The sequence below is a fragment of the Paenibacillus sp. L3-i20 genome, assembly GCF_022180385.2.
In the GTDB taxonomy this organism is placed as follows: Bacteria; Bacillota; Bacilli; order Paenibacillales; family Paenibacillaceae; genus Pristimantibacillus.
Map to the genome: position 1 here is coordinate 219,352 of NZ_BQME02000002.1, position 23,234 is coordinate 242,585.

The following is a 23,234-nucleotide window of genomic DNA, read 5'->3' on the forward strand; positions in this document are numbered from 1 at the left end:
CAGAGCTAAATTGACTTGCAATATTACTTATTTTTTTGATAGATTGATTAGACGGTTAAGTTGAGTGGAGTGGAGGAAGATAACATGCTGGCTATACCTAATAATGATTGGCACGAATTGCTCAAGGATCAACTGGAACTGCCGGTCATGCAAGAACTTGCGAGGAAATTGGAAAACTATTATGAAGATGGTATTGTATATCCTGCTAAGGATCAATTATTCAATGCATTGGAGTTTACAGCTTATAAGGATACAAAAGTTGTCATATTAGGACAGGACCCTTATCATGGAGCGGGACAAGCACATGGCTTAAGTTTTTCAGTTCAGAAGGGAATACGGCAGCCGCCTTCTCTTAAAAATATTTTTAAAGAGCTGGAGTCAGATTTGGGTTGTGCAATTCCTTCACATGGCAATCTGGAGTCGTGGGCAAAGCAAGGAGTATTACTATTAAATACGGTGCTTAGTGTGGAACAAAGCAATCCGGGGTCTCATCAAGGTATTGGCTGGGAGTTGTTTACAAATCGTATTGTTGAGTTGTTAAATGAGAGGGAAGCACCAATTGTATTTTTACTTTGGGGCAAGCACGCAGGGGCTAAAGCAGAAGGTATTAATGCGGAGAGGCATCTAGTTATTCAAACAGCGCATCCGAGCCCTTTTGCAGCGAGAAAAGGATTTTTTGGTAGTAAGCCATTTTCGCAAGCAAATACGTTTCTTGAAAAAAACAACATGGAACCGATTCAGTGGGACATACCGGAATGAAAATAAGAGGGCGGCACTTCGTTCATGCATGAACGATTGATGCAGCCCTCTTTATTGTTACTTTGCGATTGCTTCACTTTTTACTGAAGAATCAGATGAAGATTCTTTATCAGCAAGAACAGCTTTGAATTTAGAATCCACAAAAGTAGAAATTTTCACTTCTGTTACAACCTGTGGATACATTTTGTTTGGATCAGGTGGCGTTGCGTCTAAATGAATGACTGCTTTACCACCTTCGAATGTAATCGATCCGATGCGAAGTCCATAACCCGGTGATGGCATTTGCGCAGTTATTGTTACTTTGTTTACTTCGGATGTTAATGCAACTGTTGTAAGTTTCAAATCTGAGCCAGGGAATTCTGGTTGTGGCTTGATAGGTTCATTTTCTTCTACAAATTTGATACCGCCGTATAGCCAGCTTGCTGCTTCACCGCGTGTAATCGCTTTTTCAGGATGGAAGTTGTTGTTTTTATCTAGTGTGGCAATTTTAGTAATAAGAAGTTTTTGTATGTTATTCATATAATCATCATTAATATCATCATCATCATTTATCATCATAAAGATTTCGATAAACGCATAGTCGCCTTTTTTTGCAATGGCTTGAAAGAGGTGGTGTGCGAATTGTTCTTTAGTGATATAGTCATTCGCTTTTACATCTGATGGTATCTCTAAGCCGTTATGATAGGCGATAACAAATGCCTGCGAATACCAAGCATTGTCTTTGAGATTAGGGAAATTGTCTGTTGCTTTTGGTGCTTTAATAAAGCGGATGTTGTTAATGTTAAGATCAAATCCTTTGACTAACATAGTTACGGCAGAAGCATAAGTAAGCTTCCCATTAGGTTTAAACTCTCCTATGCCTTTCCCACTAACTATGCCTCTCTCTTGTAACGACTTAATATGATCTGTATTAGATTGTGTGGCTGTGTTGGAGCTTGCCATAACGGGTTGCCCTAGTGTAAATAACATGAAAGCCATTATGGCTATAAGAATAAATGGTTTCTTTTTCATAAATTCACCTCGATAGTATTTTTTTGCAGCTACACTTATATTAACGGAAGCATTATCCAATATGTTGCAGAGCAAGTTGCTTAAAGATTGAATAATCAAACAATTAATTTATAACCATTAGAGTTACTGATTAAAAATAAGAGGACTGCATCTCGTTCTTTCAGGAACGAATGATGCAATCCTCTTCATTACTATTTTAGTAGTGCTTCATTTTTTATGGACGAGTCAGACGATGGAGTCGTTCCAGTAAGCACAACTTTGTATTTAGAATCTACAAAAGTAGAAATTTTCACCTCTGATATAACTTGTGGATACATTTTGTTCGGATCAGGAGTTGTTGTGGCAACGTGAAGGACAGCCTTATCACCATCAAATGTGATCGATGAAATGTGAAGTCCATAACCAGGCGATGGCAGCTGTGCAGTAATCGTTACTTTGTTTACTTCGGATGTTAATGCAACCGTCTCCAGTTTGAAATTGGAACCGGGGAATTCTGGTTGTGGCTTAATAGGCTCATTGTCCTCTACAAATTTGATACCGCCGTAAATCCAGCTTGCAGCTTCGCCGCGTTTTATAGCATGTTTAGGATTAAAATTATTTTTTTTATCTAATGTTGCGATTTTGCTTATGAGCAGTTTTTGAATGTTATTCATATAGTGAGGATTAACTTTACTTTCATCATTCATCGCCATGTAGATCTTGATGAACGCATAGTCGCCTTTTTTGGCAATGGCTTGGAAGAGATGATGTGCTAATTGTTCTTTAGTAATGTAGTCATTAGCTTTTACAGTTGTAGGGATATCTAGACCGTTAAGATGTGCAATTACAAACGCTTGTGAGTACCACGCATTGTCTTTGAGATTAGGGAAGTTGTCTGTCGCTTTTGGCTGTTTAATGAAATGAATATTGTCGATGTTAAGATCAAAACCGTTGACTAACATGGTCACAGCAGAAGCATAAGTAAGCTTTCCATTAGGCTTAAAATCCTCTTTTCCATGTCCGCTAATAACGCCTTTCTCTTGTAAAGATTTAATATGCTCAGCATTCGGATCTTCAGTTACATCAGAGTATGCCATGGCAGATTGCCCCAATGTGAATAACATAAATACCATTATTGCTACCAGAATGAACGGTTTCTTTTTCATAAACTCACCTCTATAGTTTTTTTGCAGCTGCAATCACTCTGACGGAAGTAATATCCAATAAGTTGCAGAAAGTTTCGATTGAATAATGAAAAATTTAGTCATCATTCAACTAGATACAAATATTTTGATGAATATGCGTGATCTGTTAGTCCTGTTGAATGAGCACTGTCTTGACAGGGTAGGGGTTTATTAATTCTATGTAGTATAACTCTCTTCTTCAAGTTGAAACCATGGCAATAAAATTGTAAAAGAGTAGCTCTTGATTGCTCAAAGCGATAATAGATATAAGGTATACTGCCGTTAAATGGGACATAGGTATACAGCATAGACGGTTGAGACACAGTCACTTATAGAAGATGTTACATACATGAGAAAAAACTCTGCTCATCATTGAGGGCTCAACTTATAAAGCAATTAAAATGTATCTTTATGGCTAATAAAATGAAAGTCTCATTTTGAAAGGTGAGGAGATGAGCTAGTGATGGACAACGAAATTATTCAGTACATCAAAGAAGAAGCTCTGGTGCTCATACCGGTACTTTACATTATTGGATTACTGCTCAAAAATACACCTAGGGTGGCCAATTGGACAATTCCGTGGGTGCTCTTAGCACTCGGAATAGTGGGGGGAATGGTAACTGTTGGTGACATATTTCAAGGGGTTGTACAGGGAGTGCTTGTTACTGGAGCAACAGTGTTGACTCATCAGCTGGTCAAACAATCGGTAGATAGAAAATAAATTAACGCTCTCTTTTTATGTGAGAGATTTGTGCTTTCATGCCAACTCGATTAAAGTGTTAGGTAAGAGGTATGTTTATTTGTCGACGAACCTATTACATTTTTCTACCTGAATTGGAGCTAATATATGCTAAACACGATATTTCTTAGAAGAAAAAATAAGCTAGTTTTAGAAAGAGGAAATGAAGAGAGTCCGCATACTGTATACATATCTACTATTTTGAAAAACGTAGAGGATTTAGGATATACATTTTCAAAAGATTTGCTCGATATTTTAGCAACATACTCAAAAGCACAATTAGCGGAGTTTTACTTTGAGTTAATAACTTCTCTTAAAGTGATGGTTGGTGCTCACCGAGATTACAAACCGATGTATCCAAACTTCCCTGAGCAGGTGATGAATGCGCAAGATAGTGAGCTCTATTTTAATGCTATTATACATTACTGGTCATCAGGTACTTTGTTGCCACATTATGAGAAGCAAAACAGAGAGCCGCTGACTGACGTAGCAAATCATAAAGTAATCAACATTGGAACAATGGACGAATTGAAAACTATTTTTACCAATTTGATGAAGTCTAAAACATCGATTTCTGATATGGATAAGTCTGATCTCAGCTGGTTATTTGAGCAATATAGGGACGTAGCACTGGGCCTAGTTCCGAATGAAATTCCCTTAAAAGAAAATATAGCTATTATTGCTAATTTAATATTGACCTACACTACTGATGAAAAAATAGTATTTACTTATTTTAAAACAGCTACGGATGTATTGAGGCTTGCTGTCGCTATGTCTGATGGCGATGTAAGTTTAGCGGCACCTACTAAGTTCAGAAGTTTTAAAAGGAAAGAACGACGGTTGTTATTGTCTCTATTATCAAACTGTTCGAGCTTAGATGAGGATATGGTGAAGTATAAAAACAGGTGGATAAGACTTGGAGAGAGATTACATCCTTCCGAGTACAAAACTGCTTTTTTGAATGCACAGCAGGCATTTCAAAAGATCCGTAACAATGAAAAGATTGAAACATTTAATAGTAAAGTAACTAAAGCGATACATTCAGAAGATTACAAAACGGCTTTGGCATTATTGAAGACACGCCCAGGTGAATTTGCTAGAAAACTCGATCATCTTTTGCGAATCTCAACCAACTCTAATGTTGTTCTGAATGAATTCAAAGAGGTAGCAAATGAAGTATCTGTACCCGTATTATTACAAGTTAAAGAACATTTTAAAAGCAGGAATGCCGGCAATCAATTAAGAGCTTTTTTCCCAAAGGGAAATATAGCAAAAGTATACGGTATAGTAAATATGTTGCCGCCTATTCAACCTGATATTTGCGAAAGTGTTGTGAAAATTTGCAACGAGAGCATGTTAATTATGTTCAAAAATAAAGAACCTCTCGGGAAAGTTTATATTGATGAGAAACTTAAGGATTATATCGTTCCCTTTTCTCAAAGATCGGCAAATAAATCTCTTAAAACGCTGACAAGAGGATCTAAGATTGACATTCCAAAAGATACGCATACAATAAGGTCATTTGTATATTGGAAAGAACCTCAAGGCGACAGAACGGACATTGACTTGTCAGCTGTAATGTACGACGATAATTGGGAGTATGTAGAACATATTTCATACACAAATCTCATCTCGAACACGTATAATGCATGTCACAGTGGTGATATTGTATCTGCTCCGAGCGGTGCAAGTGAGTTTATTGACCTTGATATCAATTCGATAAAGGGATATGGCGGAAGGTACATCGTTCTTTCACTTAATCTATTTACAGCACAAGGATTTGTTGATTTGCCTGAATGTTTTGTGGGATGGATGGCTAGAAAAAATCCTAGTTCTGGTGAAATCTTTGAGCCTAGAACGGTCCAAAATAAAACGGATGTAGCTGCAAATACGAGTATTTGTATACCGATCATCTTGGATTTATATGAAATGAAGGTTATTTGGACCGATATTGGATTACGCGAAATGCCACATCATAGTATCAATGTTGAAAACAATAGAAAAGGTATGGTATTAATGGGGAGGGCAATAACAAGCCTCGCGAAACCTAATCTTTTTGACTTATTTGAATTACATCAGCAGGCAAGAGGGATTAAATGTGATATAATAGAAGAAGCGGACGTTGTATTTTCATTAGAAGCGGGCATTACGCCATTTGATATTGAAATTATAACTTCTCAATACTTGTAACCATAATATCAGGCTATAGTTTATCTTCCTTCTAAACCTGTCGAAGAAAATTATTTAGATAAACTGCTCTCCTGTATCTTTAAAAGGCTATGCAGCACCTTCCTTCTACTCTAATAGCTGAATTTTAGGTGCTGCAATCTCCTTTATAATTGTTATTTATCAAGGAATTTTTGTTAATGGAATTAAAGATATGAAGAACCGTAATTTTTTACGGTTCTTTTTTTATTGTAGGTAATATATCAAACAACGGAAATAAGCATGTTTGAAATGTTTAAATAAGGTGTTTGTAGTATAATTATCCTCATAATTGAGGGATAGTCATTGTTGATCTACAAAGAACTGAAACTATGTGTGTAACAAATAATAAGTGAGGAGTTTGGAAATGAAACATTACTTAGTAGTTGGTGGTACAGGTATGCTTTCGGAAGTAGTTTGTAAGCTTGTTAACGAAGGAAATAAAGTAACGGTAATTGCTAGAAATCAGTCTCGATTAGATCAGCTTCAGAATCAATGCCATTATCCAGAGCTTTTTAATGGATTGTCATTAGATTACGAGGACTTTGAAAAACTTCAACATGCAATGCGGACTAAAGAAAATAATGTTGGCGATATTGATTGTGTTGTTGCTTGGATTCATTCTAATGAATCCGAAGCTTTAAGTATCATCATTGATGAAATGGCAACAAAGGAAACATTCGACGTTTACCATGTGTTAGGGAGCAGAAGTAATTTGCTAGAGGTGAAAATGGGATTGGACATCCCAAGCAATTGTAAGTATCACCAAGTAAAACTTGGCTTCATCGTTCAGAATAATAGTGCAAGATGGTTAACGAACAAAGAGATATCTGGTGGAGTTCTCCATGCATTAGATAATGAAGAAGCAGTTTCTATTGTCGGTGTTTTGGAACCATGGGAAATGAGACCTTAATTTATTTTAGTAGCATCATGTAACGATTCGAGTAATAATGAAGAGAGAGTGAATGTATATGCAAAGACTATTAATAATTGTTCTATTTACTTTGATAATGATTACTGGCTGTGAATCTAAATCTGAATCTAAAGAGCAGACAGATGATAAAATACTCGTTTATTATGGCAAAGGACAGACTTGGGCGTCCACACTTACGTTTTTTGAAGATAGAGGAACTATATTTGAATCCCTATACATCCAGCATATAGGTAATAGGCAAGCGGAATTAAAACCTTTTGAGTATGTGCTTGAAGGTGAAGGGATAAAATCAGCAAGTACCTATCCACAGAAATTACAAGGGGTTAGAAGTTTTCAAGTTTCTAGTGAATTTAATAGTGATTATTTGAATTTGGTAAAGAACAAACAAGAAGAATATAATTTGAGCATTACACATGATGGCATAACAGAAAAATTAGTTTTGAAAATAATAAAGGAATGATTACAACGAGATATATAAAAGGGGCAACATAATGAAAAGAACTTTAATGATAAGTGATATTCACGGTTGTATTGATCCATTTAATGACCTGCTGAAAAAAATAGAATACGATTCAAGTAGAGATCAATTAATTTTGATTGGTGATTATGTTGATCGTGGACCTAACAGCCGGGAAGTTGTAGATCGAGTGATTGATTTAGTTGAAAATCATCGTGTTATCGCACTTAGAGGTAATCATGATCAAAGATTTGTAGATTTGGTTAGGCAAAACAGCTCTGAAATTCAGCATAAATTTATGGATCATGGTGGCCGGGAGACAATTAAGAGCTATTGCAGTGATATTATGACTAATGCAGCTGAGTCGCTAGAGAGCCTTATTTGCCATATTCGAGGGCAATATTCAAAACATATTTCATTTCTTTCACAATTACCTCTTCATTATGAAGATGAAAAACATATTTACGTTCATGCAGGAATCAACCCAGCATATCCAAATTGGAAGGAACAGCCTGATTATGATTTTATGTATATTAAGGGTGCATTCTATCAAGCAAATTTACAATTAGAGAAAACGGTTGTATTCGGACATACAAGAACGGTAGAGCTGCATAACTCGCCAAATATCTGGTTTGGTCAAGGGAAGATCGGCATTGATGGTGGCTGTGCATATGGGTTGCAATTGAATTGTCTGATCTATGAAGATGGAAAGTACAAGACGGAGTCAATAAAGCGTTAATACTTGAAGATGGAATACTGGATGAGGTGTACAGGGTGGTAGTCGTAAATGTTGAAGTATATATCAATGCACCAATTGACATTTGTTTTGACCTAGCTAGCAATATCGAGGTACACACAGAGACGGTATGGAAGCATACGAATGAAAGAGCAATTGCAGGTGTAACGAAGGGTATGATTGGTGAAGGGGAGACGGTTACCTTTCAAGCGACACACTTTCTAATTAGGCAGAAATTAACTTCTAAAATTACGGAGTACAACAGACCCTTCTTTTTTGTAGATGAAATGATGAAGGGAGCATTTAAAAACCTTAGACACGAGCATATGTTTGAAGAGTTTAACGGAAAGACATTAATGAAAGACAAATTGGTTTTTGAAGCACCTTTTGGCATTATTGGATGGTTAACCGAAAGATTAATATTAAAGAGATATATGAGAAAGTTTTTAGAGCATCGAAATCAACAATTAAAGGAATTAGCAGAAGGCAGAGTCGATGGCAAACAAAATTAAAGTAATGGAATGGTATACATACAAAACGAGCTATTATGCATTTCCAGGGCTCGTTTTTTTTGTATTTCACAACTTTTTGAAAGAATTTCTCGTCTATATGCTGAAATGGGAGAATTGGTATATAATTCTGAAAAGATTGCAATGAGCTTAATGCTTCTTCTACTACAACATAAGGATGTGTACATATGAAAGCAGCAAAGTTAATAGCAGGCGATGAAATTCGGATAATTTCACCATCACGAAGTATGTCAATGATAGCAGTTGATCATCGGAACATAGCAAAGGCAAGACTTGAGGAAATGGGTTTTAAAGTGTCTTTCTCGGAACATTCATTGGAATCCGACCAATTTGTTTCGTCGTCCGTCCGTTCACGAATTGAGGATCTTCATGCTGCATTTGCAGATCCAAACGTAAAAGGGATTCTTACAACGATAGGAGGTTTTAATAGTAACCAGTTACTAAGACATATTGATTATGAATTAATTAAGGCTAATCCAAAGCGTCTATGTGGCTATTCTGATATCACTGCATTAAGCAATGCTATATTTGCAAAAACAGGCTTAATCACTTATTCAGGACCACACTTCTCTACACTAGCAATGTTGCACGGGAATGAGTATACGATGGATTACTTCAAGAAAATAATGATGCAGGATGCGGAGATTAAGATTAGTCCTTCTGGCCAATGGAGTGATGATGCTTGGTATATGGATCAAGAAATTCGTTCATTTACAAACAATGAGGGTCCATATGTCATTAATGCAGGAGCAGCAGAAGGAACGATTATTGGAGGTAATCAATGTACGTTTAATTTGTTGCAAGGTACAGAATATATGCCAAATTTAAAAAATGCTATTTTGTTTCTGGAAGATGACTACGAGGTTCAACCTCATGCATTCGATAGAGATTTGCAGTCTCTCATTCATCAGCCATCATTCGAAGGAGTTAAAGGAATTGTAATAGGCAGATTCCAAAAATCTTCAAATATGACGAAAGAACTTCTACAAAAAATTATAAAATCAAAAGTGGAGCTAGATCATATCCCTGTTATTGCAGATATGGACTTTGGTCATACGTCTCCGTTAATTACTTTCCCTGTAGGTGGAAAAGTTTCGTTGCATGCTTTTGATAATACGATAGAAGTGAATATATCAGAATAATAACGTCATAGAAAAATGGTTTATGGAGAGGCCCTACGACAATAGGGCCCTAAGGAGCTTGCGACTGAGGTCATGGATACAAATGACAAAAGTATTGGAGAAGATGCTATAAGGCATTTAAGTAGCTTCGTCAAATATTAAAGATTGTGAGGTCCATTACATGATTATTTGGATAAATGGAGCATTCGGGTCTGGAAAAACACAAACAGCATATGAGCTGCATAGAAGATTACCTCAATCATTTATTTATGATCCTGAGAACATCGGATATTTTATTCAGAAAAACATTCCGAAAGAAATAAAGAAGAGTGATTTCCAAGACTATCCGATATGGCGAGAAATTAATTATACAGTGCTAAGTCACATCGCTCATGTATACAATGGAACGATCATCGTCCCAATGACTATTGTAGATCCTATAAAATTTGCTGAAATTGTTGGGAAACTTGAGAATGAAGGGATTGAAGTTAAACACTTTGCTTTATGTGCGACAAAAGAGACTTTGTTAAAACGGCTCCAAAGCAGGGGCGAAGGAAAAAAATCATGGGCAGCGGAGCAGATTGATCGATGTATTGCAGGATTATCGTTAGAAGTTTTCCAGCATCATATCGATACTAATTCGATGACTACTCAAGAGGTTATATCTTATTTAGCATCAAGAGCCGAGTTAGAATTGTTACCAGACAAGAGAAGCAAATTTCGAAAGTCGTATGATCGAATAATAACCCAAATGAAGCATATACGATTTTAAAAGAAGGTAGTTAGATTAATCATTAGCTGTTGAATGTAGCTTTTAATGCAAGAGTGGCATCTTCAAGTGCTTGATTAGCAGTATCTATCTCATGCGCCAGATGAAAAAATTGATGGATCATGCCTTCATAACATTTATAATTAACAGGAACCCCGGCTGATTGCAGTCGTTCTGCGTAAGCCGCCCCTTCATCTCTTAGTGGATCAAATTGTGCTGTAATGATCATAGCTGGAGGCAGATTGCTTAAATCTCCATGTAACAATGGGGAAGCAAAGGAATCTGAAATATCCTCAAGTTTGGATAAGTATTGACTATAGAACCATAGAATAGACTCTCTCGTTAATAAATATCCAGTAGCATTTTCAATCATGGAGGGGTACTGAAAACTCGTATCTGTTGTTACGGCAGGATAAATTAACAATTGATAAACGATAGGAGTACCCCCTCGTTCAGCCGCTTTAATGGACATTACTGCTGCAAGATTCCCGCCAGCGCTATCGCCTCCTACAGCAATTTTTTGAGGGTTTATATTAAGTTCTTCGGTATGTTGAAATACCCAGGTTAGTGCTGCGTATGCATCTTCTACTGCCGCAGGAAATTTATGCTCTGGCGCTAGTCGATAGTCTACAGCGACGACAATACAGGAGGCTTTATTTGCAATTGAACGACAAATTGAATCATGTGATTCAAGACCCCCTAATACAAATCCGCCACCATGATAGTAGATTAGTGCAGGAAATGGTGCCTCACCTTCAGGTATGTAGATACGTAGTGGTATATGACCTTCAGGTCCAGGACATTTAAGATCCTGAACTTTATAAACCTCCTCAATATGGTCCGTAGCCCAAGTCATTGTGAAATACTGCCGAAGATGAGCAATTGTCATTTCCTCTGGAGAAACTTGTTTGGAGAGATTTTCGATTCTTGTGAGGAAGCCATGAATTTGTGGATGTAACGGCATAGTTATTATTCCTCTCTTCCTGTTTCAGAAAATTATTTTATATGTTATTAAAACTTACTTTTGATTATAATTGGAAATAACATAGTGACAACCAGCAGATAATCTCATCCTGTACGATATCCAACAGTTACACATTCATCTGTTTGATAACTCTCTATTTTTGAAAAGGAGGAAGCCGTTGATAGAAAATCATACAGTCGATCGTCGAATAAAAAGGACACGTCAGTTTATAAAAGATGCTCTAATTAGACTCATGTCCGAAAAAAGCTACGCTGCGATTACAATTCAAGATATTACAGAATGTGCCAACATTAATCGATCTACTTTTTACTATCACTATTTGGATAAAGAGGATTTACTTCAAATATGTATGGATGAAATGCTCCTCAAGGCAGTGAGGGAGACGACTGAAGAAGAAGCAATAAAAAATATGAAAAAAACGTACGATAATTATGATCCGCTTACTTTCTATATCCGAATGTTCGAGCATATTGGACAAAATGCTAATTTCTATCGCGTCATGCTGATAGAAGTCCCAATATTCAGACGACGATTAACCGAATTAATCTACGAACGATACATGGAAAGTATATCGCTCATGCAGCCAGATGAACGACAATTTGTCGTATCAAAGCAACTGCTGACTACATTTGTAACTGGGGCTTATACAGCAATTATTTTACACTGGCTAGAAAACAATTTATCCGATTCGGTAACAGTTATGGCGGAGCAATTATCAAAAATGATGATGTTAGGTCCGCATCGTGCGAGTGGGTTGAATTGTCCAAGTGCGTAATAACCAAAATTGGAGGGTCTTATGAGCTACAATGGTTATGAATTTTATGATGTTGATGCTAATTTTGATAACTATATGGAACGGCGGAAAGGGAAGGAAAATGCAAACGATACGCTTGAAAAACCAGTGATTTGTGAACTGCTTGGAGAAGTTAATTGCAAAAAAACGTTGGATTTAGGTTGTGGGGATGCGCGTTTCGCTAAAGAATTATTTGATTTAGGCTGCGAACAGTATATCGGAATTGAAGGTTCTTCAAACATGGTTGAACGGGCTTCGACATTTCTCGTTGGTCAGCAAGGTAAGGTAATCCAAACCTCAATAGAAGGGTGGGACTATCCAGAAGACACCTTTAATCTCGTAGTATCCAGGCTTGCTATTCATTATATAGAGGATATAGATAGTATGTTTCTAAAAATCTATAAAACGTTAACGTCGAGCGGAAGCTTTATCTTCTCTATTGAACATCCCGTAATAACTTCGACACTTCAACCCTCCGGCATACGGACAAATTGGATCGTTGACAATTATTTTAAAGATGGTTTCCGCGAGCAACAATGGCTGGGAGGAACTGTTCATAAGTATCATCGTTCGATTGAAGACTATTTCCGAGCGTTGCAAAGAGCAGGGTTTTCGGTTGAACACTTGAGGGAATCAACACCCCGAAGGGAACACTTTGAAAATGAAGCTACTTACGAACGCAGGTTAAAAATACCGTTATTTCTATCTCTCTCAGCTAGAAAATAAATGAAAGGAGTGCTATGGGTGTGGAGCCTATCATCTATAACCATTCAAAATTACCTATAGAGAATAAGATCGAACAGCTATATGGTTGTCTTTCCGATGTTTTTGGTGAAAAAGCAATAGAACGTTTAACGATCACATGTGATCATTTAAGTTATGATACGCTTAATTTCACAACATCGGGCATTTTTCACCTACATGGTTTTGCGTCCATAATGAAGGAGCGATTACCATGGTCCATTATAGTGAAAGTTATAAAGTCTGATAGTGCAGAGAAGGATCAGCTGGAGCATCATAATTATTGGCGCCGTGAAGCGCTAATTTTTGAATCAAAATTACTAGATGAGCTTCCTGATTGTATTCAAGCTCCTAAAAGCTATCTTGTGGAAGAACAACAAGATGGAACTATTTGGTTGTGGATGGAACATATCGTAGGTCAGTATGCATGCTCACAGCATCAATTTAACTTTATTGCTCGTCAGTTAGGCCGTTTTAATGGCGCATATCTCAATGGAAGAGAATTACCTAAACAAGAGTGGATATGCAGAGAGTGGCTGAAGTCGTGGACAACTGCAAGCCAAATATATGCGCCAAAATCGGAAGCATACATAGAACGTTTAGATAAGGATAATGAGCGAAGTATTTGGACTTGGTTTCAATCATTTAGTCAGCAACTTGAATCAAATGTGTCTTCTCTCGCAAAATTGCCACGTGTATTAGCACATCAAGATTTAAGTCAAATGAACATGCTGCTAGTGCAGGATCATAATAATAAGGATGGAATAGTGCTGATAGACTGGCAATTTATGAGTATTTCAGGTGTAGGTGAAGATCTTGGGAAAATGTTTGGTTTGACTATGGGTCTTGGTATTATTCCGTCCCATCAATATGATGCACTCCAATCATCTTTATTTGACGCCTATATGCTAGGACTAAGAGATATGGGATGGCAAGGTGATGAAAGACTTGCTCGATATGGCTTCTGTTTAGCTACTGCCTTGCGCAGTGTGTGGGAGGTTCCTGTGTACTTTTCATTAGCTGCTCAGTTACAAAAAGAACCGCACAATACAAAGCTTCAAGTTAGAGTTGATCAGCTTGAGCAAATTATTGCTATTCATAGAGTTATGTCTGTTGAGGCTGACAAATTAAGAGCACTTATAATGTAGACTCATTCATTCAATAAGATGATAGAAATTTGGTTTCGAAGTGTATGAAAAGACTGAAAATGCGGGCGGTCATCGTCATCATTATTTGAAGAAGGGGCTTTAATCAATGATTTATAACAATCAGCACTTTGTAATAAATGGTTTAGATTACACGATTAGATCTGCTACAGAGAAAGACGCTATACAATTGTCTCCATTAAGAGGACAGATTGATGGAGAAACTGAGAATATGGACAGAGGGCAAGGCGAAGGCTTCATTGATGTATTAGGCTTTGATGAGATAATAAAAACGGATGCTGAGCACCCAAGAAACTTATTTTTAGTTGCTGTAGTAGATGAGCGAATCGTTGGGTTCTCGAGATGCGAAGGCAGTCATTTGAAAAGACTCGCTCATAAAGTAGTGTTTGGAGTATGCGTGTTAAAGCAATACTGGGGATACGGTATCGGGAAAAATCTACTTCAACAATCGAAATCGTGGGCAGACTCTAATGGCATCAAAAAAATGTCCTTGAGTGTACTTGAAACAAATGACAGTGCGATTGCGCTGTACAAGAAACTTGGATTTGAAATTGAAGGTTTGTTGAAAAACGATAAAATGTTGTCCGACGGAAAGTTTTACAACACAATTATTATGGGAAGATTTATTGATTAATCCTTCAAGGTTTATTCATGCTCTTGGTTTTCCGATCAACGATAACAAATGCGATTCCTAGCACTATGACGGAGATCAACCAAAAAATAGTTACCGCTATAATATTCAGTATTACATTATCAAATAACGTGCGAAAAAAGAGATACATAAACAATCCTATTACTACCGCACCACCAACTAGTATACTTTTTTGCTTTCTGAGTAATCCGATTAGAAACACAACGATGGTTGTGATGATCACAATTAACAAACTGTAGGTGAAATGAGTAGAAGAGTCGTTTGTTCCGTACAAAAGTCCGGAACTATCTACAAGTGAAAATTGCCATTCTTTACCGGGCAGTTGATCCAGTTTGACCTGATAGGAAGTAATAGTTTCTTTGATCATTGGAATATTCGAGTGTAATCGGAATCGAGAGTTGGGGACGCTTATGTTTAATTCAACATTGGGTGTATCCTTCCAGAACGAAGCGGGAGTTAAATAATATAAATGGGTAAATGTTGAATGGACTAATCCTAACTTGTGAATTCCGCTGTAACTTGTATACTGTATTTTTAAATTTTTGCTTTCTCCTGCTTGGAAAGCAAGACGGAAGGAACTTCCGGTAAGGGGTGGCTCAGATGAAACTGTGGCAGCTTTTTGATCTTTATAATGAAAACTTTGACCACTGATAGGTTCTACAAATGTCATAGACGTTGACGGTTCCCAACCATCTATCTGGACGTCAGGAATTGTAGTGGTTGGTATTTCTACAGTCCCGTTCAGAACCAAAAAATCATCAGATTCGCTAACTGGTGTAATAAACAACATGTCGATATTTTTGTCCTCAGCGTTAGTATTTTTTAATACATATTCAATTGTGACGATTGCTAGATCATGTCTATTTGTTTGGACGTCATAACTAATCACTTCTTTTACAAGATTTATCCCTGAATGTGGATCGAATTGTAAAGGACCTTCCCCAGAGGGCGGCCAAGACAATGGTCCTCCATTTGCAGACACAGAATTAGCCATTCGGAAAGAAAGTAAAATTAGAGCGAATATGAACAAGAGTAAAGTTAATCCAAACCAACGAAATGAATCCTTCATAATACGTACACTCCCTTAATATTAAGAGGAACTTGTCCGTTTTGGAGCAGGTTTCCTCAAACAACGTTTTGTCCTTAAAAAACATTAAAACTTTTTTAACCATGAGCAATGTTACATGATATAATAACATAATTTACCCGGTTTGGGGGTAGTTATGTAAGAGTATTATAGGAACTGCTTCATTTTATTAGGTTGAAAGTAGGAGGAGATCTACGATGATACTAGAAGTTGCTATGTTACAAGTGAAGTTTGGTATGACAGAAGAGTTTGAAGGTAACTTTAGACAAGCTTCAAACATTATTTCAACGATGAAAGGTTACATTGATCATGAGCTTCAGAAGTGTATCGAGGATAGCAACAAATATATTTTATTAGTTAAGTGGGAAACACTAGAGGATCACACAATAGGCTTTAGAGAGTCGAAAGAGTATTTGGAGTGGAAATCGTTACTCCATCATTTTTACGATCCATTCCCAACCGTCGAACATTTTGAGCGAATTGTTTAACTAACCTTCTATAAAAAGGTGTGAGTAGGTAATGAAACTCTCTATAAATATTGCGACTGAAGCAGATATTCGCTTATTAGGACGAATGAACAAAGAGCTTATTGATGATGAGGGCAGCTCTAATCCAATGAATGTTATAAAACTTGAACAACGAATGAGAGGTTTTCTTGCTACGGATTATCGGGCGGATATCCTCATGATAGAAAACGAGCCAATTGGCTACGCGCTCTATCGATTTAGTGTCAGTAGTGCAAATCCACAGAAGCAAGATGTCTATCTAAGGCAATATTTTATCGAGCGCATATTTCGGGGACGTGGTTACGGTATGCAAGGTATCGAACTGCTGAAAAATTTACGTTTTGCATCTGTAGATACGCTTAGTATTGATGTTTTGGCTGCTAACACCACGGGTCATCAATTTTGGGTAAGGGCTGGATTCCAGCCATATTCCATACAAATGAATACAAAACTGAATCAATTTCATGAATAGAAAAAAAGAAGAGAACTCCCGATACCATATTTTTGCCATGAGGGTTTGTTACCCTGTAAGAGCTTTATGAAATAGAACAGAAAGATCGTTTTCGCAAGATTTTTGCTATCACAAACATTACCGCCTCTCCTGCCTTTATACGGAAAAACAAAACGCCAAACAAGGCGTTTTTTTTGTGTATGCACTATTGTTTAATCCGACAAGAGAGCATAGAAGTTATCACGTGTGAGCGTAAACATAAATAAATTCCCGTTGCAAATGATAATTATTATCAATTATAATAGATACATGTCCTGAAGGTCGGAAATGAGCCCTCGAGAAAGGGAGATGAATCTAGTGAACTATAAAGATCATGCATTGTTATGGAATCATGCCTTTATCAACATTTTAGATATACGCCATATCAGCATGGAACAGGGAGACAAGTTGCATGCTTATCGCTTGCCTGCAAGTGCCTTCCTATACGTATCATCCGGTAGTGCCAACATTCAACTGGACAATATGGTCCATTTGTTAAATAAATTTAGTATATTGCATGGTGGTAAAGGACTTTGTTTGGACATCGTTGCTGAGGAGACTTTAGACTATTACATGATTTTGTACAGGGCAGTATTAGCACTTCCTTCAAGACAAGGGCTACAAAAGATTATGGAGAAGGAAAATCCTTTTCAAATACAATATGTATTTACCCCTGATTATCCGATTTCTATCTTTCCTAAATTGGAACAAATGTACAAGGAATGGCAGCAAGCGGCGGAATCATTGGAAAAGTTACATATCAAATCGTTGTTTTATCAATTGCTGCATGAATTGTTAGAGCAAATGGAACATCAAAACGTCAGTTCAGTAAAACCTGATCTTGTGGCGCAAGTCATCCGATATATGGAGGAGCATTACAGTGAACAACTTACTCTTGAATCTCTAGTAGAAATGTTGGATTGCAGCGCGAGTCAATTACTTCGATCATTTAAGAATCGAGAGAAAACGAGCCCAATTGATTATTTAATTCAAGTTCGTATAAATAAAGCCAAGGCATTATTGCTATCTACTGATTATACTTTGAAAGATATAGCCGAACACGTTGGTTATTCGGACAGTTATTATTTCAGCCGACTCTTTAAGAAGCAAGTAGGGGTATCGCCAACTCTTTTTAAAGAAAATGCTCAAAATCAAAATAAACGCCGAAATAATCCATCCTCCATGTTTAGATATGCCATTGTTCCAAGAAAGGTTCAACGTTATATTGTTAACGGGCATGATAATCATTATCAATATAACGGAAAAGGGGATTTACCAATGTATAGAAAGTCGAAAACAGCAATGGCAGCAACGTTATTATTTTGTTTTGCATTATTTTTGAGCGCTTGCGGAGCAGGAGGCAATAATGCTAAACCTTCAAGCAGCAGCACGCCTAGCAGCGTTGTCGAAGCTACAGCTACTCCGACTGCAACTGCTGCTGCCGAATCAAGAGTTATTAAACATGCGATGGGGGAAGAAACACTTACCGGTACCCCACAACGTGTCGTTATATTAACGAATGAAGGAACAGAAGCATTGCTTGCAGTTGGCATCAAACCAGTTGGAGCAGTACAGTCATGGGTTGGCGATCCTTGGTACAACCATATCAAAGAAGATATGGAGGGGGTTACTGTAGTTGGGGATGAACTTCAACCAAACATTGAGTTAATCGCCAGTCTTAAACCGGATCTAATTATCGGTAACAAGATTAGACAAGAGAAAATATATGAGCAATTGAAAGAAATCGCACCAACCGTATTTTCTGCTGATTTGGTAGGAGACTGGAAAATTAATTTCAAGCTTTATTCAGAGGCATTAAATAAGAAAGAAGAAGGAGAGAAGGTAATGGCCGCCTTCGACAAACGTGTGGAGGATGTGAAGGCTAAGCTGGGCAGCAAAGCGGATACGAAAGTATCTGTTGTACGTTTCTCCGCTAACCAAGTACGTATTTATCAGAAGCAAACATTCTCAGGTGTTCTCTTAAGCCAATTAGGAATTGCCCGTCCTGCAGCGCAGGATAAAGACTCCTTCATCGAAGTAATGTCCAAAGAAACGATTCCTAGCATGGATGGGGATGTCATGTTCTACTTCGTATCGGAAGCACCGGGTAAAACAGACGGAGCAAAAGTGGTGGAAGAATGGAAAAACGATCCTCTATTCAAAAACTTGAGTGTAGCTAAAAATAATAAAGTTATTAAAGTGGACGAAGGGATCTGGAATTCAGCAGGCGGCTATGAAGCAGCTAATTTATTGCTGGACGAGTTGGTCAAATACTTTGAAATTAAGTAGAGTTGTAAATTAAAATAACAAGCTGGCGCCGGAATAGCGTCAGCTTATTGTTTATTTCAGCGGTTCAATAGGGCTGCTCATCCAGGAGGCTCAACGTGGGTACAAAAAGGTTATTCATGATGCAAAGCAACAGGAGCAAGATTGTAGGACTAGTAGTAGGCATCATTGTATTAATAATTAGTATGGTAGCAAGTATATTATTTGGGCATCAACAATTCGGAGTCAAAGACTTGTGGCTCGCTTACAGCGAATTTGATGGTTCCAATGAACATTTGATTTTGACGACAACACGTGTGCCGCGTGCTTTAATTGCAGCAGCAGTAGGAGCAAGCTTGGCGATCGCTGGCGCTATCATGCAAGTGTTAACGCGAAATCCATTAGCTTCCCCATCTATATTAGGAGTAAATGCAGGAGCAGTTTTATTTATTGTTGTTGGATTATCAGTATTCGGATCTTCTTTATCAATGACTGGCATGATTTGGCTAGCTTTTACCGGTGCAGTTATTACTTCTGTAATCGTGTATACGCTTGGGATGCAAGGCGGGGGAGGGTTCGAGCCAATTAAGTTGACCTTAGCAGGTGCTTGTATTGCTGCATTTGCTTCTTCTATCACATCAGGAATTATCTTAATTAATAAAGAGTCATTAGATTCTGCTCTGTTCTGGATGATTGGTTCTGTGTCGGGCAGAAATCTTGATCATTTGTTTATGGTGCTTCCTTATATGGCCGCTGGATTTGTAATCTCGGTGTTGTTGTCAGGATCATTAAACATTATGGCACTTGGAGAAGATGGCGCCAAAAGTTTAGGTCAGCGCATGACGCTTGTACGTGTGATGTCCGCCGCTGCTATCGTGTTACTTGCTGGGAGTTCCGTTTCTGCGGCTGGTCCAATCGCTTTTATAGGGCTTATTGTCCCTCATCTTTGCAAGTATATAGTAGGGAATAATTTTAAGTGGCTGCTCCTCTATTGTGCATTAACTGGTGCAATTTTGCTTGTGACCGCAGATATTGCATCGCGATTCATCCTTGAGTCTAAGGAAATTCCTGTAGGTGTTGCAACTGCGATTATAGGGGTGCCTTTCTTGATTCATGTGGCTAGAAGGAGGAACCATGGTTAATCGTCGGTTAGGAAAAAATAGTGTCATTTTAATGATGTTAGGTGTCGCCGTTATTGCACTATCACTCGTTTGCTTATCGATTGGAGGAGTGAAAATACCTTTGAAAGAGGTTGCGCTCTCGCTTTTGAATCGGAATACGGGGAGCAGTGATTTAATTATTATGCAGTTTCGGTTGCCGCGCATCATTGCTGCGGTATTAATTGGCGCTGCTTTGGCAGTATCCGGTGCATTATTGCAAGGTGTCATTCGCAACCCGCTCGCCTCACCTGATCTATTGGGGGTAACAGGGGGAGCATCCGTTGCTGTAGTTGCTTTTATGACGTTATTCACTGGTTATAGCATTCACTGGGTTCCGGTTATAGCGATTGTGGGTGCTTTGGCAGCAGTCATTATTAATTATGTATTTGCTTGGAGGCGGGGAGTGTCACCGTTTAGGCTTGTCCTTATTGGTATTGGCATATCTACGGCGATGGGTGCGATTACGACTTTTTTACTGATAAGTGGTCCCGCTTATCTGGCCGCGCAAGTATTAAATTGGATGACGGGCAGCATTTACGGAACTAATTGGAGTTATGTTGAGATTTTATGGCCATGGGTGGCGATTTTTATTCCGATGTCACTGTTGTTTTCTAAGGAATTGAACGTACAATCGTTGGGGGAGGAAACAGCAGTTGGGCTTGGAAGTAGATTACAACTTAGCCGCATGATTCTGTTATTTTATAGTGTTGCGCTTGCTGGCGCTGCGGTAGGGGTAGCCGGAATGATTTCGTTTATTGGACTAATGGCTCCGCATATCGCAAGAAAAATGGTTGGCAACTTGTACCAAATGGTCATTCCTGTATCCGCACTTTTAGGTGCGATTATTTTATTGCTGGCGGATTTAGCAGGACGGATGTTATTCCAGCCGCTTGATATTCCTGCAGGAGTGTTTACGGCGGGAATTGGTGCTCCATTCTTTATGTATTTATTATTTAAACGTAAGAAGGTGTGATTAACTTAAGTTAAACGTGTTTTTCTTTGTCTCACATTTCGAAATGAGTTTCGATAAGGTGGGGCTCTTTTCATTATGTATAGAAAAATTCCTTTATATAAAAATGTGAATTTTGTCCTGAAAGATGTTCAGAATGTCCATTGTTTCTGCCTTTCAAAAAGATTATAATGTTTCCTAATGTGAATGATAATCAATATCATCAATACATTAACTAAGGTTTATTCGGCATCAAGAACATGAAACAAGGAGGATAAACATGCTTCGTCGTTTTTTTGCGTATTACCGTCCATATAAGACATTATTTATTATTGATTTTACTTGCGCCATATTTGCCGCCTTACTGGAGCTGGCATTTCCATTAGCTGTTAACTGGGTAGTGGACGATCTGCTTACAGGTGGTGAGTGGGAGTGGATATTATATGGATGTCTAGGTCTTCTCGGTATTTATGTCATTAGCGCTGCATTACATTATGTGGTTACTTACTGGGGACATAAGCTTGGCATTAGTATTGAATCGGATATGCGCAAAAAGCTATTTGATCGGGTGCAGAAGCTTTCATTCCGATTTTTTGATAACAACAAGACGGGACATCTCGTATCCCGGATGACGAATGATTTAATGGATATTGGAGAAATTGCTCATCATGGTCCAGAAGATTTATTTATTGCTATGATGACGCTCGCTGGAGCTTTCGGTATTATGCTTAGTATCAATTGGCAGTTAGCTGTATTAACCTTCATTATCGTGCCAATTATGATTTATTTATCTCTTTATTTCAGCCGCAAAATGTCAGCTGCTTTCGATCGGATGTTTGCGGATATCGCTGATTATAATGCACGTGTTGAAAATAACGTTAGTGGAATTCGCGTTGTTCAAGCATTTGCTAATGAGAAGCATGAAATCGCAAAGTTTGCGGAAAACAATAAACGTTTTCTTATGACGAAGTTGATTACATATCGAATTATGGCGTGGAACTCGTCACTTAGTTTTATTTTGATGAAATGTGTCTCTATATTTGTACTTATATGTGGAACGTGGTTTGTCATTCAGAAGCAGATGTCGTACGGAGAATTTATTGCTTTTGTTATGTTATCCAATGTGTTTCTGGGACCGATTAAACAAATCAACTCTGTTATTGAGACTTATCCAAAGGGGATCGCTGGTTTTAAAAGATATCTGGAACTGCTTGAAACTGAGCCTGATGTTGACGATGCGCCGGATGCGATAGCAGTTAAAGAGGTAGAAGGAAATATTCGCTTTAACGAAGTAAGCTTTGGCTATGAAAATAAAGAAAAAATACTTACAGGTGTAAACCTATCGATAAAAGCAGGGGAGACAGTTGCACTCGTTGGCCCATCAGGAGCTGGTAAGACGACGTTATGCTCGTTGATTCCACGTTTCTATGATGCAGAATATGGATCAATTACCATCGATGGAATTGATACACGCAAGATGACGCTAGAATCGTTGCGTTCACATATCGGTATCGTGCAACAGGATGTGTTTCTATTTGACGGCACTATTCGAGAAAATATTGCTTACGGAAAGCTGGACGCATCTGAATCTGATATTTGGCAGGCTGCACGGAGAGCTCAGCTTGAGGAATTGATTCTTTCACAGCCTGATGGACTAGATACATTCATTGGAGAACGAGGCGTTAAGTTGTCCGGTGGACAGAAGCAGAGGTTGTCCATTGCTCGTATGTTCTTGAAAAATCCGCCGATTCTTATTTTGGACGAAGCGACATCAGCACTAGATACAGAGACGGAAGCTGCTATTCAATTGGCGCTATCTGAGCTTTCGCAAGGGCGCACAACACTCGTGATTGCACACAGACTTGCGACGATAAAAAATGCGGATCGTATTATTGTCGTTGCTGAGCAAGGAATTGCAGAGCAAGGGAAACATGAAGACCTCATTGCTGCTCAGGGAATCTATAGCCGATTACACCGAGCTCAATTTAGCGTTTAATAAATGACACTAGAAGCAAT

At 38.1% G+C, this 23,234-nt stretch carries 23 protein-coding genes; 19 read left to right on the forward strand and 4 right to left on the reverse strand.

Features of this window, described 5'->3' with window-relative positions; all coding sequences use genetic code 11:
• Window positions 1-84: 84 nt before the first annotated feature.
• Window positions 85-759, forward strand: a complete 675-nt coding sequence (locus MFF31_RS14235) for a uracil-DNA glycosylase (RefSeq protein ID WP_238188780.1) — start codon at window positions 85-87, stop codon at window positions 757-759.
• Between the two features lie 57 nt (window positions 760-816).
• On the opposite strand, the gene MFF31_RS14240 is transcribed toward MFF31_RS14235, so the two are convergent.
• Both MFF31_RS14240 and MFF31_RS14245 read right to left on the reverse strand, forming a co-directional pair.
• Window positions 817-1,770 (reverse strand): S-layer homology domain-containing protein, encoded by a 954-nt coding sequence (locus tag MFF31_RS14240; protein ID WP_238188781.1) that lies wholly within the window; start codon window positions 1,768-1,770, stop codon window positions 817-819.
• Window positions 1,771-1,961: 191 nt separating this feature from the next.
• Entirely contained in the window at window positions 1,962-2,915 is a 954-nt protein-coding gene (locus MFF31_RS14245) for an S-layer homology domain-containing protein (protein ID WP_238188782.1), read from the reverse strand.
• A 481-nt stretch (window positions 2,916-3,396) separates the two neighbouring features.
• Here MFF31_RS14245 and MFF31_RS14250 point away from each other — a divergent pair, with 481 nt between their 5' ends.
• The 8 genes from MFF31_RS14250 to MFF31_RS14285 all read left to right on the forward strand — a co-directional run bounded on the left by MFF31_RS14250 (window position 3,397) and on the right by MFF31_RS14285 (window position 10,427).
• A complete protein-coding gene (locus MFF31_RS14250; RefSeq protein WP_238192036.1) occupies window positions 3,397-3,654 on the forward strand; it encodes a phage holin family protein in 258 nt (85 codons plus the stop codon).
• 126 nt (window positions 3,655-3,780) lie between these two features.
• A complete protein-coding gene (locus tag MFF31_RS14255) occupies window positions 3,781-5,862 on the forward strand; it encodes a TerD family protein (protein WP_238188783.1) in 2,082 nt (693 codons plus the stop codon).
• Window positions 5,863-6,244: 382 nt separating this feature from the next.
• Window positions 6,245-6,790 carry an SDR family NAD(P)-dependent oxidoreductase gene (locus tag MFF31_RS14260; RefSeq protein ID WP_238188784.1) on the forward strand — a complete coding sequence of 182 codons (546 nt, stop codon included), beginning with the start codon at window positions 6,245-6,247 and terminating at the stop codon, window positions 6,788-6,790.
• A 52-nt stretch (window positions 6,791-6,842) separates the two neighbouring features.
• On the forward strand, window positions 6,843-7,271 hold the full coding sequence (locus tag MFF31_RS14265) for a hypothetical protein (protein ID WP_238188785.1): 429 nt from the start codon (window positions 6,843-6,845) through the stop codon (window positions 7,269-7,271).
• Window positions 7,272-7,302: 31 nt separating this feature from the next.
• The gene (locus MFF31_RS14270; protein ID WP_238188786.1) at window positions 7,303-8,007 is read left to right on the forward strand and encodes a metallophosphoesterase family protein; all 705 of its coding nucleotides are present in this window, start codon (window positions 7,303-7,305) and stop codon (window positions 8,005-8,007) included.
• 35 nt (window positions 8,008-8,042) lie between these two features.
• Window positions 8,043-8,516 carry an SRPBCC family protein gene (locus MFF31_RS14275; RefSeq protein WP_238188787.1) on the forward strand — a complete coding sequence of 158 codons (474 nt, stop codon included), beginning with the start codon at window positions 8,043-8,045 and terminating at the stop codon, window positions 8,514-8,516.
• Window positions 8,517-8,701: 185 nt separating this feature from the next.
• Window positions 8,702-9,676, forward strand: coding sequence for a S66 family peptidase (locus MFF31_RS14280; RefSeq protein ID WP_238188788.1), 975 nt, complete (start codon window positions 8,702-8,704; stop codon window positions 9,674-9,676).
• A 160-nt stretch (window positions 9,677-9,836) separates the two neighbouring features.
• Window positions 9,837-10,427, forward strand: coding sequence for an AAA family ATPase (locus tag MFF31_RS14285; protein ID WP_238188789.1), 591 nt, complete (start codon window positions 9,837-9,839; stop codon window positions 10,425-10,427).
• Window positions 10,428-10,449: 22 nt separating this feature from the next.
• Here the strand turns inward: MFF31_RS14285 and MFF31_RS14290 are convergent, their stop codons facing one another.
• Window positions 10,450-11,388, reverse strand: a complete 939-nt coding sequence (locus MFF31_RS14290; protein ID WP_238188790.1) for an alpha/beta hydrolase — start codon at window positions 11,386-11,388, stop codon at window positions 10,450-10,452.
• Window positions 11,389-11,566: 178 nt separating this feature from the next.
• Here MFF31_RS14290 and MFF31_RS14295 point away from each other — a divergent pair, with 178 nt between their 5' ends.
• The 4 genes from MFF31_RS14295 to MFF31_RS14310 all read left to right on the forward strand — a co-directional run bounded on the left by MFF31_RS14295 (window position 11,567) and on the right by MFF31_RS14310 (window position 14,743).
• The gene (locus tag MFF31_RS14295) at window positions 11,567-12,184 is read left to right on the forward strand and encodes a TetR/AcrR family transcriptional regulator (RefSeq protein ID WP_238188791.1); all 618 of its coding nucleotides are present in this window, start codon (window positions 11,567-11,569) and stop codon (window positions 12,182-12,184) included.
• Window positions 12,185-12,205: 21 nt separating this feature from the next.
• A complete protein-coding gene (locus MFF31_RS14300) occupies window positions 12,206-12,928 on the forward strand; it encodes a class I SAM-dependent DNA methyltransferase (RefSeq protein WP_238188792.1) in 723 nt (240 codons plus the stop codon).
• Between the two features lie 20 nt (window positions 12,929-12,948).
• Window positions 12,949-14,091: a phosphotransferase gene (locus MFF31_RS14305; RefSeq protein WP_238188793.1), complete on the forward strand. Its 1,143-nt coding sequence runs from the start codon at window positions 12,949-12,951 to the stop codon at window positions 14,089-14,091.
• Between the two features lie 106 nt (window positions 14,092-14,197).
• A complete protein-coding gene (locus tag MFF31_RS14310) occupies window positions 14,198-14,743 on the forward strand; it encodes a GNAT family N-acetyltransferase (RefSeq protein ID WP_238188794.1) in 546 nt (181 codons plus the stop codon).
• Between the two features lie 4 nt (window positions 14,744-14,747).
• On the opposite strand, the gene MFF31_RS14315 is transcribed toward MFF31_RS14310, so the two are convergent.
• On the reverse strand, window positions 14,748-15,830 hold the full coding sequence (locus MFF31_RS14315) for a hypothetical protein (protein ID WP_238188795.1): 1,083 nt from the start codon (window positions 15,828-15,830) through the stop codon (window positions 14,748-14,750).
• 215 nt (window positions 15,831-16,045) lie between these two features.
• On the opposite strand from MFF31_RS14315, the gene MFF31_RS14320 reads away from it, so the two are divergent.
• From MFF31_RS14320 to MFF31_RS14345, 6 genes are all read left to right on the forward strand, one after another.
• Window positions 16,046-16,336 (forward strand): antibiotic biosynthesis monooxygenase family protein, encoded by a 291-nt coding sequence (locus MFF31_RS14320; protein WP_238188796.1) that lies wholly within the window; start codon window positions 16,046-16,048, stop codon window positions 16,334-16,336.
• A gap of 31 nt (window positions 16,337-16,367) precedes the next feature.
• Window positions 16,368-16,826 carry a GNAT family N-acetyltransferase gene (locus MFF31_RS14325; RefSeq protein WP_238188797.1) on the forward strand — a complete coding sequence of 153 codons (459 nt, stop codon included), beginning with the start codon at window positions 16,368-16,370 and terminating at the stop codon, window positions 16,824-16,826.
• Between the two features lie 336 nt (window positions 16,827-17,162).
• Entirely contained in the window at window positions 17,163-19,133 is a 1,971-nt protein-coding gene (locus MFF31_RS14330; protein WP_375541316.1) for an AraC family transcriptional regulator, read from the forward strand.
• Window positions 19,134-19,252: 119 nt separating this feature from the next.
• Window positions 19,253-20,251 (forward strand): FecCD family ABC transporter permease, encoded by a 999-nt coding sequence (locus MFF31_RS14335; protein WP_238192040.1) that lies wholly within the window; start codon window positions 19,253-19,255, stop codon window positions 20,249-20,251.
• Window positions 20,244-21,242, forward strand: coding sequence for a FecCD family ABC transporter permease (locus tag MFF31_RS14340; RefSeq protein WP_238188798.1), 999 nt, complete (start codon window positions 20,244-20,246; stop codon window positions 21,240-21,242). Before MFF31_RS14335 ends, MFF31_RS14340 begins: the two co-directional genes overlap by 8 nt.
• A 256-nt stretch (window positions 21,243-21,498) precedes the next feature.
• Window positions 21,499-23,214 carry an ABC transporter ATP-binding protein gene (locus MFF31_RS14345; protein ID WP_238188799.1) on the forward strand — a complete coding sequence of 572 codons (1,716 nt, stop codon included), beginning with the start codon at window positions 21,499-21,501 and terminating at the stop codon, window positions 23,212-23,214.
• Window positions 23,215-23,234 lie beyond the last annotated feature (20 nt).

Bases quoted from the DNA above. Each gene is read 5' to 3' on its own strand.
- MFF31_RS14345 (WP_238188799.1), top strand. From the start codon at position 21,499: ATGCTTCGTCGTTTTTTTGCGTATTACCGTCCATATAAGACATTATTT.
- MFF31_RS14270 (WP_238188786.1), top strand. From the start codon at position 7,303: ATGAAAAGAACTTTAATGATAAGTGATATTCACGGTTGTATTGATCCA.
- MFF31_RS14265 (WP_238188785.1), top strand. From the start codon at position 6,843: ATGTATATGCAAAGACTATTAATAATTGTTCTATTTACTTTGATAATG.
- MFF31_RS14280 (WP_238188788.1), top strand. From the start codon at position 8,702: ATGAAAGCAGCAAAGTTAATAGCAGGCGATGAAATTCGGATAATTTCA.
- MFF31_RS14285 (WP_238188789.1), top strand. From the start codon at position 9,837: ATGATTATTTGGATAAATGGAGCATTCGGGTCTGGAAAAACACAAACA.
- MFF31_RS14340 (WP_238188798.1), top strand. From the start codon at position 20,244: ATGGTTAATCGTCGGTTAGGAAAAAATAGTGTCATTTTAATGATGTTA.
- MFF31_RS14250 (WP_238192036.1), top strand. From the start codon at position 3,397: ATGGACAACGAAATTATTCAGTACATCAAAGAAGAAGCTCTGGTGCTC.
- MFF31_RS14310 (WP_238188794.1), top strand. From the start codon at position 14,198: ATGATTTATAACAATCAGCACTTTGTAATAAATGGTTTAGATTACACG.
- MFF31_RS14300 (WP_238188792.1), top strand. From the start codon at position 12,206: ATGAGCTACAATGGTTATGAATTTTATGATGTTGATGCTAATTTTGAT.
- MFF31_RS14325 (WP_238188797.1), top strand. From the start codon at position 16,368: ATGAAACTCTCTATAAATATTGCGACTGAAGCAGATATTCGCTTATTA.
- MFF31_RS14235 (WP_238188780.1), top strand. From the start codon at position 85: ATGCTGGCTATACCTAATAATGATTGGCACGAATTGCTCAAGGATCAA.
- MFF31_RS14290 (WP_238188790.1), bottom strand. From the start codon at position 11,388: ATGCCGTTACATCCACAAATTCATGGCTTCCTCACAAGAATCGAAAAT.
- MFF31_RS14320 (WP_238188796.1), top strand. From the start codon at position 16,046: ATGATACTAGAAGTTGCTATGTTACAAGTGAAGTTTGGTATGACAGAA.
- MFF31_RS14255 (WP_238188783.1), top strand. From the start codon at position 3,781: ATGCTAAACACGATATTTCTTAGAAGAAAAAATAAGCTAGTTTTAGAA.
- MFF31_RS14335 (WP_238192040.1), top strand. From the start codon at position 19,253: ATGCAAAGCAACAGGAGCAAGATTGTAGGACTAGTAGTAGGCATCATT.
- MFF31_RS14315 (WP_238188795.1), bottom strand. From the start codon at position 15,830: ATGAAGGATTCATTTCGTTGGTTTGGATTAACTTTACTCTTGTTCATA.
- MFF31_RS14260 (WP_238188784.1), top strand. From the start codon at position 6,245: ATGAAACATTACTTAGTAGTTGGTGGTACAGGTATGCTTTCGGAAGTA.
- MFF31_RS14245 (WP_238188782.1), bottom strand. From the start codon at position 2,915: ATGAAAAAGAAACCGTTCATTCTGGTAGCAATAATGGTATTTATGTTA.
- MFF31_RS14240 (WP_238188781.1), bottom strand. From the start codon at position 1,770: ATGAAAAAGAAACCATTTATTCTTATAGCCATAATGGCTTTCATGTTA.